We start from the raw sequence: 15,736 nt of genomic DNA on the forward strand, positions 1-15,736 counted from the left end.
CTCCAGGCAGGCCTTACAGTTTGATACCGGTGTGCAACGCGGCCACACCAGCGGTTAAATTAAAGTACTGCACGCGAGCAAGCCCGGCGTCCTGCATCATCTGTTTCAGCGTTTCCTGATCAGGATGCATCCGAATCGATTCCGCCAGATAACGGTAGCTTTCAGCATCGTTGGCAATTTTTTTGCCCAACCAAGGCAATACCGAAAACGAATACACGTCATATGGCTTTTTTAGTTGCTCGCAAACCTTGGAAAATTCCAGCACCAGCAGTTTTCCGCCCGGCTTCAATACACGACGCATTTCTGACAGCGCCACGTCCTTGTGGGTCATATTGCGCAAACCGAAAGCCACCGATACCCGATCAAAATAATTATCGGGAAACGGTAATTTTTCTGCGTCGCATAGCAACGTGGGGGTGGATAAGCCAGTATTCAAGACACGATCGCGCCCGACCCGCAACATAGACTCATTGATATCAGTCAACCAGACTTCACCAGTCGGCCCGGCGCGCTTGGCAAAGGCCTTCGCCAAATCACCAGTGCCCCCGGCAATATCGAGCACTTTAAAACCCGGCCGTATCGCAGCCTGTGCAATCGTGAAAGCTTTCCAGAGGCGGTGCATGCCAGCCGACATCAGATCATTCATCACGTCGTATTTAGCCGCGACCGAATGAAAAACCTCAGCGACTTTATGGACTTTGTCTTCTTCTGAGACCGTTTTGTAACCGAAATGGGTAGTGTTGGTCATGTTGGCAACCTTGTTAGAGCAGATAGGCATTATACAAGCCTGACCATCGATCCGGTTTTGAAGATGGTTGCCATTTTGCATTTATGGAGCGTTATTAAATAAACCGTCAAGCGCCATAAGCGCCCTTGAATATTGCAACGCATGATTAACGACGGCCAATCCTCCATGCAGAAGCGTCCGATTTGCCTATTTCATACGGAGTAACCACATGTTTCCGCAAGTTCGTCTAAAACGAATTCAAAGTACGCTAAGCTTGTCTGCTCTTGTTAAGACAACCATGCCGATGTCACTCCGAAATTTATTGGAAGCTGAAGTAATACTTGTTTGGGATCGATGATGGCTATAGACGGCGCCAGGAAAATTTCAGTGTTATTAATGGTGTTGCTTTTGTTCTTGACCCAAGCGTGTACAGATATATTCTTACCGGGCTTGCCGATGATGGCAAAAGAATTCGGCACCACCATGGAAAGAATGAACCTAATAATATCGATATATAACTACAGCCAAGCTGTCGTCGTGCTCTTCATCGGAGTTATTAGCGATTTACGCGGGCGCCGCTCGACCATCCTTACGTGCCTGGCGCTGCATATAATCGCGACAATCTGGATCGCCCTTTCCTCGTCGTTATTTTGCATAATCATATTGAGGGCGGTCCAAGCCATGGGAAGCGCAGCAGTTTACATAATATTGCGTTTGATCATCAAAGATACAATGGACAAGAAAACCCAGATTCACACTACCGGATTGCTGGTAGCAGGGTTAGTGCTCTCTCCAATATTGGCACCGGTGTTAGGTGCATGGATAATTAAACTATCAGATTGGAGAAACTGTTTCTGGGCGATCGCAAGTTTTGAAGTTCCATTATTCTGCTGGGCGCTGATGGCCATTAGGGAAACAAATAATAAACAGCTCGAATTCAGGTCCTCTTTCAGTCTCAAAAAACATTTTCTGAGTTATTACTCGGTGCTCAAAGATGGCTACTTTCTCGGCTTGGCCCTGATCCTTGGTTCCGTTTTTGCGGCTTTTTATGCATTCATCAGTATTTCCAGCTACTTGTACATTAATCAATACGGTATAAAAGAAACGAACTATCCTTACGTTTTCATCGGCATCGCCATTTCCTATCTTATAGGTAACCGTCTGATGAGTAAGCTAAATGCAAACAACTTTCCGCCGCAACGCATCATCAGTTTCGGAATCTGTGTTTCGCTTATAGGAACCGCTTTTATACTAGCTGAATTAGTTATAAAAAATACACTCGTAACCATAGCGCTGACGACACTCGGAACTTGTCTATTGCGATTAGCGACCGCGCTCATCAATCCTCCAATACAAGTTGTTGTGACCAATCACTTCAATGAAAAGGGTTCTCATGCGCTGGGCTTGCTGACCTGCATACAATATTCATTCGCCGCGATCGGCACTATGGTTGTATCGGGGCTGTCGTTTAACCCCAGCGGCAATTTTATGATCACCACTTTTGCATTCGTAGCATTGTCACTTGTCGGTTTTTTGCTCGCCTTCAAAAAAACTCTTCTCACACACTTAAACTGAGCAAAGCCGTCAATCGAAGTAAATGAGAGCGTGCAAACGGTGGGGATGGCAATATGGAAAACTTGGCGGCGCTCTTTTTCGCGGCGTTTGGTTGCCGCAATCTTGCTGGCATTTCAATAATATGAGATGGTCATGCGGGTCGACTAGCGCACTCTGTCATCAGAGCCGCGAAATAGGGTAAACCCGGCGTGACCATAGTGGCATCTTTCGCTAAGTCGTCCCAAAGCCGCAACTGGACTGCATCTGCTGCATAAGGTCTGGCAATGAATGCTGTCGCGGCTTCAGCCGAAAATATACCACCTTGTAGCGCCAGACTGCGCTTGGAGTCATCCGATAACTTGTCAAAATAATGGGTGTTGGTGGCGCATAAATAGCGCTTGGCGTCCACGTGCATACGAATCGGCTCTAGCACTGCAGGACTAAATAGACCTCGCAAATACGGTATCGCAAAATATTGATGGGTATCGTCTATGCCGCGCGCTGAAGGGGTTTCACCCTGTGGGTTCAGCAAATGTCCAAGATCATGCAGCAAGGCGGCACAGATTAATTCTGGCGCGGCACCGGCCTGCTCTGCCAGCGTTGCGGTTTGCAAAGCGTGTTCACGCTGAGTGACTGGTTCGCCGGAGTACATAGCGTCTCCTCCGGCATCAAATAAAGCGCATATTTCTGCTATAGACAACATTGGACTCAACCTCAGAAAAGGTTAGCTACAATTTACCTACTGAATACTTGCTGAGAGCGATTTAATCGCGCCGGTGTATCAGCGCGCAAAGGCAAATTTAAGGAAGCGCAAAAACTATGCATTAACCGCAACCGTGACCACCAGCGGTCTTAGCTGTCATTGACAAATCGCGCCCGGCATCACGTCCAATGCCTGCGTCATCCAGACGACGTAAATAGTCTTCCCACAGAGCGTCCTGCTCGCGACCTAATTTGTAAAGATAACTCCAGGTAAAAATGCCGCTGCCATGTCCATCGGAGAAGGTTGGCTTGACGGCGTAATTACCGACTGGATCCAGTGCAGCCAAGGTGACGTTACGCTTGCCTGTTTGCAACGTTTCCTGTCCTTCGCCATGCCCCTGCACTTCGGCTGACGGCGAATACACGCGTAATAGTTCGAACGGTAACGAGAAAGCGGCACCGTCATCAAATACGACTTCTAGCAACGCAGATTTCTGGTGCGCGGTGAACGATACTGGAATCGGAGTAGGAGCTGATTGTTTGGAGCCAAGCATGGTTTATCCGAGAAAAAAATAAGGCGAATAGGGAAAGCGAATAAAAGTGCCCATTGAAAGCAAAATCAAAAGGCAAATTCAATCGTAGAAAAAGCAGCGCGCAATGCTGGCAGCAAGGCTTGACGCTGCGCAAGCGTCACCGACGCGCCCGACTTCGCTGGCTGAATCGCGCCCCACACCGGCTGAGGAAAATGATCATCATCCAGATAGCGCGGAATAACATGCCAATGTACATGCGGCGTCATATTGCCGAAACACGCCAGATTAATTTTTTCCGGCTGCATCACTACGCGTAGCGTTTGCTCGACCTGCCACACAGCGCGCATGAGGACGTCTCGATCTTCGGCCGATAAATCGGTCACTTCTTTGACATGCGCGTGCCAGATGACCCGACAAAAACCAGGGTATTTGGCATCATCTACCAAGACTACCCTGTATTTTTCAGTGCGGCGCAGAACTTCTCCGCCCTCACTGACGCACAATTCACACAGCGCGGCGTTGGCTGCCATAGTTACACCAGAACCCGTTCGATACCGCCGTTGTTGGCGCGGCCTACGTAATCCGGTAACCAGTTTTCACCTAACAAATGCTTAGCCATTTCAACCACGATATAGTCCGCAGTGGTGCCGGAATCATCGTTGTAACGCGATAAGCCTTGCAAGCAAGATGGGCATGAAGTCAGAATTTTGACCTCACCATCGAAGCCATCAGCACGTACTTTATCAGCGCCTTTGAGCATTTCTTCTTCCTTGCGGAAGCGGACTTGCGTCGAGACATCCGGGCGGCTCACACCAAAAGTACCGGATTCGCCACAGCAACGCTCATTTTTTTCGATCTTCTGATTATCGATAGTCGTAATCAGTGCATTCACCGTTTTCAATGGATCCTGTAACTTCATCGGTGAATGGCAAGGGTCGTGGTACATGTAACGCGTGCCGTTGACGCCTTCCAATTTAAGATTTTTTTCCAGCAGATATTCGTGAATATCGATGATGCGGCAGCCCGGGAAAATCTTCTCAAACTCATAGCCTTGCAGCTGATCGTAACAAGTACCGCAAGACACCACGACAGTCTTGATATCGAGGTAATTCAGCGTATTTGCCATGCGATGGAACAGCACGCGATTGTCGGTAATAATCTTCTCGGCTTTGTCAAAATCGCCAGAACCACGTTGCGGATAACCGCAGCACAGATAACCCGGCGGTAGCACAGTTTGTACGCCGACGTGCCACAACATCGCTTGCGTCGCCAAGCCAACTTGAGAGAACAAACGCTCCGAACCGCAACCGGGGAAATAGAATACAGCTTCGGTTTCGGCGGTTGTGGTGTGTGGATCGCGGATAATCGGGATGACTTTATCATCTTCAATATCCAGCAATGCACGCGCCGTCTTTTTCGGCAAATTACCGGGCATTTTCTTGTTGATGAAGTGAATCACCTGCTCTTTAATCGGTGCTTTTCCGATTGTCGATGGCGGTGCTTTAGTCTGCTTTTTGGCAAATTTTTTCAGTACATCATTTCCCAGACGTTGCGCCTTGAAGCCCCAATCTGTCATTACCTTGCGCGTCATGTTGATCGTCGCAGGGTCTTTGGCATTCAAGAAAAACATCGCTGCCGTCGTACCAGGATTAAACGATTTTTTGTTCATTTTGCGCAGTAGATTGCGCATGTTCATCGACACTTCACCGAAGTCGATATCGACCGGGCATGGCGTCAAACATTTATGACAGACAGTGCAATGATCGGCGACGTCTTCGAACTCTTCCCAATGCTTGATCGAAATGCCGCGCCGGGTCTGCTCTTCATACAAAAACGCTTCCACTAGCAACGATGTCGCCAGAATTTTATTCCGCGGCGAATACAGCAAATTAGCGCGTGGAACGTGCGTTGCGCAAACTGGCTTACATTTACCGCAACGCAAACAATCCTTGATGCTAGTGGCAATCGCGCCGATATCGCTTTGCTGCATGATCAGCGATTCGTGCCCCATCAGGCCAAACGATGGCGTATAGGCATTGCTCAGATCTGCTTCGAGGCCCGGCAAATTCAACAACTTGCCTTTGTTGAAGCGCCCTTCCGGATCGACGCGGATTTTGTAATCGCGAAAATCTTTTATTTCATCTTCGGTCAAGAATTCCAGCTTAGTAATGCCGATACCATGCTCGCCCGAGATCACACCGTCCAGCGAGCGCGCTAGCTTCATGATGCGTGCAACCGCAACGTGTGCATCTTGCAGCATTTCGTAATGGTCGGAATTTACCGGCAAATTGGTGTGGACATTGCCATCACCGGCATGCATATGGAGCGCCACGAACACGCGACCGCGCAGTATTTTTTTGTGGATCGCCGTGCATTCATCCAACACCAATTTGAACGCGCCTCCACTAAAAATCTGCCGCAATTGCGCGCGTACTTCATGCTTCCACGACACGCTGACAGTGCGATCCTGCACCACGTCAAACAGGCTAGCGTCCGGTTGCGCGAGCAAACGTTTTTCAAACACCGCACTCAGACGATCCAGACCCAATACTGCCAATTCGGCCTTAGCCTCTATCAATGGCTTATCAAGCTGCGTCAGCAAATAGGTCCAGCGTGCCTTGGTTTTTAGCAGTAATTCTTCGGCCTGATGGACCCGATCTTCCAGTAGTTCCGCTGCCGGGATGTCGTCGCCATCCGCATCTTCGCTTTTGCCCAAAGGCAGATTGCCATTGCCGATAAAGAGCTGTAATTGCTCCAACAACTGAAGTTTATTTTTAATCGACAGCTCGATATTGATCCGCTCGATACCATCGGTGTACTCACCCATGCGGTTGAGCGGAATCACGACGTCTTCGTTGATTTTAAACGCGTTGGTATGTTTGGAAATCGCGGCAGTGCGTGAACGATCGAGCCAGAATTTTTTGCGTGCCTCCGGGCTAACAGCAACAAAACCTTCGCCGACACGATTGTTTGCCAGACGGACGACTTCCGAAGCGGCATGCGCTACAGCGTTTTCATCATCGCCGACAATGTCGCCAAACAATGCCATCTTCGGTAACACGCCGCGCTTCGATTTGGTCGAGTAACCGACTGCGCGCAAATAACGCTCATCCAGATGCTCTAGACCGGCCAGGCGGATGGACGTAAACCCTTCGCCTCTGGCTGGCAAGCTATCGAGATAGTTTTTGATTTCAACAATCGACGGAATCGCATCCCGCGCCTGACCAAAAAACTCCAGACAAACGGTACGGGTGAATTTTGGCATTTTATGCAAAATCCACACGCCCGACGTAATCAGGCCGTCGCAACCTTCTTTCTGAATGCCGGGCAAACCCGCCAGAAATTTATCGGTGACATCTTTACCCAAACCTTCTTTGCGGAAAGTACGGCCGGGGATTTCCAGAATTTCGGTCTTGAATACAGCCTCTGCAGGATGTCCTTTTGCTGCCGGATGACGCCATTCCAGCTTGAAACGCGCCAATGGCGTGTCGTGAATTTTGCCGAGGTTATGATCGAGACGGGTTACATCCAGCCAGTCGCCGTTTGGATCGACCATTCTCCAGCTAGCCAGATTATCAAGCGCAGTGCCCCACAATAAGGCCTTCTTGCCGCCCGCATTCATCGCGATATTGCCGCCGATGCAGGATGCCGAAGCCGAGGTTGGGTCCACCGCAAAGACGAAGCCAGCCTTCTCAGCCGCATCTGCGACGCGCTTGGTGACAACACCCGCGCCGGAGAAAATGGTCGCATATTCGGTTTGGAGGCCGGGCAATATAGCCATTTCAACTTCGCCCAACTGCTCCAATTTTTCGGTATTAATCACCGCTGAAAACGGCGTCAGCGGAATCGCGCCGCCGGTATAACCAGTGCCACCGCCCCGAGGAATAATGGTCAGCCCAAGTTCGATACAGCCCTTGACCAAGCCGGCCATCTCATCTTCGCCGTCTGGTGTCAGCACCACAAATGGATACTCTACGCGCCAGTCGGTGGCGTCAGTCACATGCGAGACACGCGATAAACCGTCGAATTTAATATTATCTTTGGCGGTGTAGCGGCCCAAAACTTTATTCGTACGTTTGCGCAAATCGTATGTTTTACGGAATTCGTCTGAAAATTTAGTAATCGCCAGACGCGCAGCTTGCACCAGCGCCTCGACGTTGGCGTTGCGGCGAACCGCGTCTGCGTCGCTCTCTTCGGTTTGCGCGATATCCAAACGCCGCTTGTCAACTTCCGCCAAGCGATGGTTCAGTGCATCGATCAATGCCTGACGACGTTTAGGATTGTCGAGCATGTCATCTTGCAAATACGGATTGCGCCTGACGACCCAGATATCACCTAATACTTCGTACAACATCCGTGCCGAACGACCGGTCTGCCGCTTGGAACGTAATTCGTCGAGCAAGGCCCACGAAGCCTCGCCGAGTAGACGAATCACGATTTCGCGATCCGAAAACGACGTGTAGTTATAGGGGATTTCGCGCAAGCGCGTAGGGGTTGCGCCATTCGGCACATCTGATAATAAGGCTTGGATTTGTACTGGGGCGTTCATTTATTTGGGAAGTAGGCTGCCGCTGAATAAGCATTTTAGCCTATAGATAAGACTCGCGACGGCAAGCTAGTGTTTGTGCGGCGTCAGCTGTGTTGCCAACGACACAACCAGGCATAGAAATAAGCAATTTAATTGATATAAACAATCAACTTATAAATATCAATAGTATTAATCTATAATTATTCCATCAATCAATTTCAGAAAGCCTGCTATGTGGTATTCACTTTTAACCAATGTAGTTGATGAAATCGTCATCACCCTTGCTGAATACGCTGCATCTAAGGGCTAAATTATTCCCGTTGTCATCAAAATGGAGCGCAATCATGAATACCGGCAAACAAGTTCTCAATAATCGTTACTCTGGTCTTTCCCACCTTCTCAGCGCCCAGCCTTGGCAAGTGCGTATTCTGCCCGCGCTGGTCGTGCTACTCATAACACCGGCATTGGCGAGCGTATTTTTGAGTGGTCTGGCGGTCTGACTTACTTAGAGCTTCCTCGCGCCTACGCAAGTTTGTTCCCGCAACGAACATGCCAAATCTGCGAACGAAGACAGTACGCTAGTACGGAGTCGCCAAAAACGGCCAAGGCACAATGCCGCAGAGGTGATTTTGCGTAAGTCCTTTTTAGAACAACCAATGCGCCACCTGCCGCCAGAAGCCATCCGGTACCGATAGCAGCAACCAAGTCATCGCGATGTAGCGTAAAAATTTTCCAATGGCCATGTACAGCACGCTCGGCCAAAACGGCAAATGCAACCAGCCAGCCAAGGTGCAGAGCGGATCGCCAATGATCGGCAACCAGCTTAACAGCATGGTTTTAGGGCCGTACCGCTCTAACCAATGAAACCAGCGTGTCTTACGTTCACGCGCAAAAGCTTTCTTGGCACTGTAGCCCATCCAATAATCCAATGCGCCGCCGAGCGTATTGCCCGCGGTCGCCACAAAAATTACCGGCCAATATAGCGCCGCATTGGCTTTGATGACGGCAAACACTGCCGGCTCAGAGCCCATCGGCAATAAGGTCGCCGACACAAAACTGACGATGAATACGGACCATAAACCAATGGTCGGCACCGCCAGCACGCCTAACACCCAAACAACTGCGGATTCGATCATAAAAACTCAATAGTATTGCAGTGAAAAAATCGCCTGTTCTCTTAAAACAAACGCCAGAAACGCGTTCTTCTAACCATTCGCGCCAATGCGCAAAGCCGTCCATTATAATGATCGGCTCTCTTGATATCAGATATTCCTGAAACCTGACCTGACGTTTGCGGCCTGGGAGCCTGTCGCAACGCTAATTTGACCTGACTATGACTACAGATTATTTGCAAAAAATCTTGACCGCCCGCGTCTATGACGTTGCGCAGGAATCGCCGCTTGAGCTAGCGCCTACTCTGTCAGGGAAGTTTGAGAATCAGATTTATTTTAAACGCGAAGATATGCAAAGCGTGTTTAGTTTTAAGTTGCGCGGCGCCTATAACAAGATGGCGAGCCTGACGCCGCAGCAATTGAAACGCGGCGTGATTTGCGCCTCAGCCGGTAACCACGCCCAAGGGCTAGCACTCTCAGCGGCCAAGTTGGGCTGCCGTGCCATGATCGTGATGCCGACGACTACCCCATTGGTCAAGGTGGACGCCGTGCGCGCGCGCGGCGGCGAAGTTGTGCTGTTCGGCGATTCTTACACCGATGCCTATAACCACGCGCTAACGCTGGAAAAGAAACACAAACTAACCTTTGTGCATCCGTTTGACGATCCGCACGTGATCGCTGGTCAGGGCACTGTCGGCATGGAAATCTTGCGTCAGCATGCCGGGCCGATTCATGCTATTTTCGTCCCTATCGGCGGCGGCGGCCTGATCGCCGGGATTGCGGCCTACGTCAAAGCAGTTCGTCCTGAAATCAAGATCATTGGCGTTCAAACCATCGATTCGGACGCTATGGCGCGCAGTTTGCAAGCCGGTCGTCGCCTCACCTTGGGCGATGTCGGGCTATTTGCCGATGGTACTGCGGTCAAACTGGTAGGCGAAGAAACCTTCCGCTTGGCTAAACTGTATATCGATGAAGTTATTTTGGTGGATACCGCCGCCGTCTGCACGGCAATCAAAGATGTATTTCAAGACACGCGCAGCATTCTGGAGCCGTCCGGCGCCTTATCGGTGGCCGGAGCAAAAGCTTACATCGAACGCGCCAAAGGCACGCGCAAGCCGATCAAGAATCAGACGTTGATCACCATCGCCTCGGGTGCCAACATGAATTTTGACCGGCTGCGTTTCGTCTCCGAGATGGCCGATGTCGGTCAGTCACGCGAAGCCGTATTTGCCGTCACAATACCGGAAGAGCGCGGCAGCTTCCGACGCTTTTGCGAGATTGTCGGCGACCGTAACGTCACCGAATTCAACTATCGGATCAGCGACGAACAGGCGGCTCACATATTTGTCGGCGTACAAATCTCCACCCGCGACGAATCCGGGCAGATCGCAAAAAACTTCGAAAAACATGGTTTTAGTACGCTCGATCTGACCCATGACGAACTGGCCAAGGTGCATATCCGCCATCTGGTCGGCGGCAAAAGTCAGTTGGCGCACGACGAACTGCTATACCGCTTTGAATTTCCTGAGCGTCCCGGCGCGTTGATGCGTTTTCTGAATTGCATGGCCCCTAACTGGAATATAAGTCTGTTCCATTATCGTAGTCAGGGTGGCGATGTCGGCCGTATTTTGACCGGCCTGCAAGTGCCGAAAAAAGAAATGAAAGCATTCCGTGAATTTTTGGCCAGCATGGGTTACCGCTACTGGGACGAAAGCGAAAATCCGGTTTATAAGCTATTTTTAGGATAAATAGTAGTAAGAGGGACATCGCAGTGTAGATAAGCCAAGCCCTTTTTTATGGGCGCACTGATTAGCCTACGATTTTTCAGTGCGCCCTGTTTCGATTCTCTGTATTTATAAATACGAAGCGGGTTGGCAAAAAGGTTTAGTGACTCTCCGTTGTTACGACATGTCCTTGCTGTTTTATCGCGTTGAACGCGCTTTGCCAGATACAATCACGGATTGTTTCTTATTATCCTAGGCTGCAACGTTGGGTTTTGCAGACAAAAACCTCCCTTCCCACGTAAATCCTATCCATGGCACCATCATTGCACCATCCCAATCCGGTCTAGCCGGTAATCTGGCAAAATGCTGTCTTTAAGTACTGCTATACGCCATGACCGCTCCCAATACGCCAGAATTCTCGCCATTAGGCAAACCCGCCGCTTATAAAGCGGAATACGATCCGACACTGTTGTTTCCTATCGCGCGGCAAGGTAAACGGGAAGAAATCGGCATTCACGGCACATTGCCGTTTTTTGGCGTCGATATCTGGAATGCTTACGAAGTCTCCTGGCTCAATCTCCGTGGCAAACCACAAGTCGCCATCGCTACGATCACAGCCCCGGCCGACTCCCCGAATATTATCGAATCGAAGTCGTTCAAGTTGTATCTAAACTCGTTCAATCAAACTAAATTGGCCGATACCGAGGCACTTTTGGCGTTATTACGCACGGATCTGTCGCTTGGCTTTGGTGCGACGGTGCAGGTTATATTGACTACCGCTGACATGTTTTCGCGTCAGGTCATCAAGGAGCCGCAAGGTTTGCTGTTGGATCGTCTGGATATCGAAGTCACTGACTATCAGCCGATGCCAACCCTATTGAAAACCGACCGGCATGCTGTGCCGGTGGATGAAACGCTAGTATCACACTTGCTTAAATCAAATTGCCTGGTAACCGGCCAACCGGATTGGGGCAGCGTACAGATTCACTATATCGGCACGCCTATTGATCAAGAAGGTTTACTTAAGTATTTGATCAGTTTTCGTGACCATAACGAATTCCATGAGCAATGCGTTGAACGCATTTTCATGGATATCATGCAACACTGCGCCCCGCAAAAGCTTTCGGTCTATGCGCGTTATACCCGTCGAGGCGGATTAGACATCAATCCGTGGCGCTGCAACTTTTCTGGACCACCGCCGTCCAATCTGCGTCAAGCGCGTCAATAACACCTATTGGCGCGCAGTTTTTTTGCCAAAATAGTTATAAAAAAACATTTTCCGCACCGGTTCGGTTTGCGCGAGCGCGCACGCCTGCCAGCTGGCATTTGCCGCGCGAAAACATTATTTTTTAACATTCCCTATACGTCTTACGAGTCCGATATGCCCCGAAAATTTCTTTCATCCTGCCTGGCAGCCCTTACCACTTTTCTGTTGCTGTCGACAGCGTATGCGCAAGAAACTACTACTGAACCAGCCAGCACGAACAGCACTACCGGCAGCGTCGGCTGGTGGCAACAAACAAAAGACCGGCTCGGCAATATCGCCGACAATGGCGCTGAAGAAGTCTATCTTTCCGGTTATGCCTATCATGGCCGCAATACTTACACACCAGAGCGCATTAGAGAACTAAACGAGAAGGCTTGGGGTATCGGCGGCGGGCGTACCTTCCGAAACGCTGATGGAAACGACGAATCACTCTATTTTTTCGGCATCCGCGATTCCCATTTCAAACCGCAATTGATGGCTGGCTACGCTTACGAATGGGTCTTTAATGTCCCTAAAACGCCGCTTGAAGTCAGCGCTGGTTACACCGCCATGCTGGTGAGCCGTCAGGATTACTTCGGCGGATTTCCATTTCCACTACCTTTGCCTCTGGCTGGCATCGGAACAAAAAAAGCTAAATTGATGGTGTCTTACGTGCCGCGCCTTTCAGGAAACAAAGGTAACGGTGACGTTTTGCTGATATTTGCACGCTTCCAAGTTCAATAGAGCGCAGGCCTATCGTTACTTAGCCATTTTGCAATAACTAATCCGTCGAAGTTTGGCTCGGTCCATCAGGGAATCGCATAAAATAAACGAAATAATCCCCTATTTCGCTGCGATTCTGCGCAGCAGGCAGACTCTTGAGTGCTAGGCACCAAATTCAGGCCTATAATTCTGCTCAAGATCCCTATGATGCAAAAAACCACTTCGTAAAATGACTAATCTTGCAAAAATCCTGCCAGCACAAAATATCGTGCTGGATTTGGAAGTTTCCAGTAAAAAACGTGCCTTCGAGCAAGCTGGACTAATTTTCGAAAACAACTGCGGCATTGCCCGTTCCACCGTTTCCGATAACCTGTTTGCACGTGAGCGCCTGGGGTCTACCGGCCTTGGTCACGGCGTCGCCGTACCGCACGGGCGGGTTAAAGGTTTAAAGGCGCCGCTAGCAGCTTTTGTTCGACTGGCACAGCCGATTCCGTTTGAATCGCCGGATGGCGAACCGGTTAGTTTGCTGGTATTTTTGCTAGTCCCGGACAACGTGACGCAGCATCATTTGGAAATCCTTTCCGAAGTCGCTGAAATGTTCTCTAGCGATGCTTTCCGCGATATTCTCAATACCGATCCTGAGCCACTTTCAGTACATGCAAGGCTGGTGACATGGCAGCCGATGAATACCGAAAATGCATCCTAAAATACGGCAAAATACGCCATAATCGATTAGCCCAAAAAGTCTGGGATGACATTTCGACTCACTTAGCGATTAGCGACTAGCAGAACGCACCTCGACCTTTCTTATGCCCTCAAGCACTCCGCTCTCCATTCAACAACTCTACGAAGACAATCGCGAATCGTTGCAGCTAGGCTGGTTTGCCGGCTTCCCCGGTGGCGAGCGATTGATTTCGGGTGATGCGGCATCCGCTGCTGATCAGGTCGGCCATCTGAATTTGATCCATCCCGGACGAATTCAAGTGTTTGGACATCAAGAAACCCAATACTACAAACGCCTGTCCGAAACCTCGCGGGCCTATCAAACCTCAGAATTAGTGGCTGGCGTGCCGCCCGCATTTATCATCGCGCAAGGATTGGCAACGCCGCCCGATATTCTGGAAGTCTGCGACGAAAAAAATATTCCTTTATTTTCGACGCCGTTGCCCGCAGCGCAAGTGATCGATTATCTGCGTGTATATCTGTCCAAGAAACTGGCGCAGCGTATTACGATGCACGGCGTTTTCATGGACGTGCTTGGCGTCGGCGTCCTGATCACTGGCGAATCCGGTCTGGGTAAAAGCGAACTAGGATTGGAACTGATCTCGCGTAGTCATGGTTTAGTCGCCGATGATGCCGTCGAATTTGCAAGAATTGCGCCCAACATGATCGAGGGACGCTGCCCGCCGCTGCTGCAGAATTTGTTAGAAGTACGCGGCCTTGGCTTGCTTGATATCAAAACCATCTTCGGCGAAACTGCGGTCCGTCGCAAAATGCGCCTGAAACTGATCGTGCATTTGGTACGCCGCGCAACACTCGAAGAAAACTACGAACGTCTGCCGCTCGATGCCCACTACGATGATGTGCTGGGCTTACCTGTTCGCAAAGTGATCATTCCTGTCGCAGCCGGTCGCAATATCGCGGTATTGCTCGAAGCAGCGGTGCGCAACACTATTCTGCAATTACGCGGGATTGATACCCTCAAAGACTTCATTGCGCGTCAGCGCGCAGTGATGGATAGCGAGAGCGATATCTACTAACCGTAGTGCAACAATTGTGCATCTGACAGTCATAATAAAATGGCCCATCGATAATTTTCGATGGGCCATTTTTTTGCAATCCAGATAATAATGGCCTTGTCATTGCTCTGAAATTAATAGACTTTATAAGAGAACAATTTTGGGTAATTTAAGCGCGTATTTCGCTAGCAAATAACGGCAATGTTCAGCCAATTTTTTCATAAACCGTACTTCAAAACAACTGTTACGGTATGATAAGTCCATGCGCATAATTCTCATCACCGGTATTTCCGGCTCTGGCAAATCAGTCGCCCTGCGCGTTCTTGAGGACGCTGGCTATTTCTGTGTCGACAATCTGCCGCCGACATTACTCCGCGAACTAGTTGCAACCCGCATCAATGAAGGCGTGCAAATGCTCGCTGTGGCGACCGATGCACGCAGTGCCGATTCGTTAGCTGGCTTGCCTTCCGATATTCAAAAGCTCAAAGCAGAAGGTCACGACGTTAAGGTTTTCTTCCTGACGGCGCAGACCGAAGCGCTGATTGCACGTTTTTCAGAAACGCGCCGCAGTCATCCGCTGTCGCATCGTCTCCGTCCAGGTCAAAATCCTTCCGACCGTCTGACACTGACTGAATGCATCGTCAATGAACGTGAGTTGCTGGTGGAGATTGAGGGCCTCGGTCATATCATCGACACCTCCGATTTAAGCACCAACAAACTCCGCAGCTGGATCAAAGGTCTGGTCGATACCGAACATGCACCGCTGACGTTGTTGTTCGAATCATTCGCTTTCAAACATGGCGTGCCGCTGGATGCCGATCTGGTATTCGATGTTCGCGTGCTACCTAACCCGCATTACGATCCGGTGCTACGGCCACTGAATGGTCGCGATCAACCGGTCATCGCATTTCTCGACGAACTGCCGATGGTCGCGGAATTGCTCAACGATATCACCGACTTTATTACCAAATGGTTGCCTTCATTTAAAAAGGACAATCGTAGTTATTTAACCGTTGCCATCGGTTGTACAGGCGGTCAGCACCGTTCGGTCTACATGGTCGAACATTTAGCAAAGCATTTTGAAACTAGCGAGCGTGTCGTGCGCCGCCATCGCCAACTAAGTTAGACGGCAGTCTGCTTTCCAAAGG

Annotated in this window: 14 protein-coding genes; 8 read left to right on the forward strand and 6 right to left on the reverse strand. The window is 50.0% G+C overall.

Annotation, left to right across the window (positions count from 1 at the left end):
- Positions 1 to 13 precede the first annotated feature (13 nt).
- Positions 14 to 748, reverse strand: a complete 735-nt coding sequence (gene ubiE, locus C7W93_RS23310; RefSeq protein ID WP_108442915.1) for a bifunctional demethylmenaquinone methyltransferase/2-methoxy-6-polyprenyl-1,4-benzoquinol methylase UbiE — start codon at positions 746 to 748, stop codon at positions 14 to 16.
- 375 nt (positions 749 to 1,123) lie between these two features.
- Here ubiE and C7W93_RS23315 point away from each other — a divergent pair, with 375 nt between their 5' ends.
- Complete coding sequence (locus C7W93_RS23315; RefSeq protein ID WP_225870027.1) at positions 1,124 to 2,302, forward strand: MFS transporter; 1,179 nt, start codon at positions 1,124 to 1,126, stop codon at positions 2,300 to 2,302.
- 130 nt (positions 2,303 to 2,432) lie between these two features.
- Here the strand turns inward: C7W93_RS23315 and C7W93_RS23320 are convergent, their stop codons facing one another.
- The 4 genes from C7W93_RS23320 to C7W93_RS23335 form a co-directional block, all read right to left on the reverse strand.
- Positions 2,433 to 2,984: a phosphonate degradation HD-domain oxygenase gene (locus C7W93_RS23320; RefSeq protein WP_108442734.1), complete on the reverse strand. Its 552-nt coding sequence runs from the start codon at positions 2,982 to 2,984 to the stop codon at positions 2,433 to 2,435.
- A gap of 121 nt (positions 2,985 to 3,105) precedes the next feature.
- Positions 3,106 to 3,537, reverse strand: a complete 432-nt coding sequence (locus tag C7W93_RS23325) for a gamma-butyrobetaine hydroxylase-like domain-containing protein (RefSeq protein WP_108442735.1) — start codon at positions 3,535 to 3,537, stop codon at positions 3,106 to 3,108.
- Positions 3,538 to 3,602: 65 nt separating this feature from the next.
- Entirely contained in the window at positions 3,603 to 4,046 is a 444-nt protein-coding gene (locus C7W93_RS23330; protein ID WP_108442736.1) for an HIT family protein, read from the reverse strand.
- 2 nt (positions 4,047 to 4,048) lie between these two features.
- On the reverse strand, positions 4,049 to 8,065 hold the full coding sequence (locus C7W93_RS23335) for a DUF3683 domain-containing protein (protein ID WP_108442737.1): 4,017 nt from the start codon (positions 8,063 to 8,065) through the stop codon (positions 4,049 to 4,051).
- 323 nt (positions 8,066 to 8,388) lie between these two features.
- Between C7W93_RS23335 and C7W93_RS24720 the strand changes: the two genes are divergently transcribed.
- Positions 8,389 to 8,544, forward strand: coding sequence for a hypothetical protein (locus C7W93_RS24720; protein ID WP_161539983.1), 156 nt, complete (start codon positions 8,389 to 8,391; stop codon positions 8,542 to 8,544).
- A gap of 144 nt (positions 8,545 to 8,688) precedes the next feature.
- Here the strand turns inward: C7W93_RS24720 and C7W93_RS23340 are convergent, their stop codons facing one another.
- On the reverse strand, positions 8,689 to 9,180 hold the full coding sequence (locus tag C7W93_RS23340) for a YqaA family protein (RefSeq protein ID WP_108442738.1): 492 nt from the start codon (positions 9,178 to 9,180) through the stop codon (positions 8,689 to 8,691).
- Between the two features lie 197 nt (positions 9,181 to 9,377).
- Here C7W93_RS23340 and ilvA point away from each other — a divergent pair, with 197 nt between their 5' ends.
- The 6 genes from ilvA (at position 9,378) to rapZ (ending at position 15,714) form a co-directional block, all read left to right on the forward strand.
- A complete protein-coding gene (gene ilvA / locus C7W93_RS23345) occupies positions 9,378 to 10,904 on the forward strand; it encodes a threonine ammonia-lyase, biosynthetic (RefSeq protein ID WP_108442739.1) in 1,527 nt (508 codons plus the stop codon).
- A gap of 367 nt (positions 10,905 to 11,271) precedes the next feature.
- Complete coding sequence (gene queF / locus C7W93_RS23350) at positions 11,272 to 12,108, forward strand: NADPH-dependent 7-cyano-7-deazaguanine reductase QueF (protein ID WP_108442740.1); 837 nt, start codon at positions 11,272 to 11,274, stop codon at positions 12,106 to 12,108.
- Positions 12,109 to 12,261: 153 nt separating this feature from the next.
- Positions 12,262 to 12,870 (forward strand): hypothetical protein, encoded by a 609-nt coding sequence (locus tag C7W93_RS23355; RefSeq protein WP_108442916.1) that lies wholly within the window; start codon positions 12,262 to 12,264, stop codon positions 12,868 to 12,870.
- 208 nt (positions 12,871 to 13,078) lie between these two features.
- On the forward strand, positions 13,079 to 13,555 hold the full coding sequence (locus tag C7W93_RS23360; protein WP_108442741.1) for a PTS sugar transporter subunit IIA: 477 nt from the start codon (positions 13,079 to 13,081) through the stop codon (positions 13,553 to 13,555).
- Between the two features lie 103 nt (positions 13,556 to 13,658).
- Positions 13,659 to 14,609, forward strand: coding sequence for an HPr(Ser) kinase/phosphatase (gene hprK / locus C7W93_RS23365; RefSeq protein WP_108442742.1), 951 nt, complete (start codon positions 13,659 to 13,661; stop codon positions 14,607 to 14,609).
- Between the two features lie 241 nt (positions 14,610 to 14,850).
- Positions 14,851 to 15,714 carry an RNase adapter RapZ gene (gene rapZ / locus C7W93_RS23370; protein WP_108442744.1) on the forward strand — a complete coding sequence of 288 codons (864 nt, stop codon included), beginning with the start codon at positions 14,851 to 14,853 and terminating at the stop codon, positions 15,712 to 15,714.
- Positions 15,715 to 15,736 lie beyond the last annotated feature (22 nt).

This window comes from Glaciimonas sp. PCH181 (assembly GCF_003056055.1).
In the GTDB taxonomy this organism is placed as follows: Bacteria; Pseudomonadota; Gammaproteobacteria; order Burkholderiales; family Burkholderiaceae_D; genus Glaciimonas.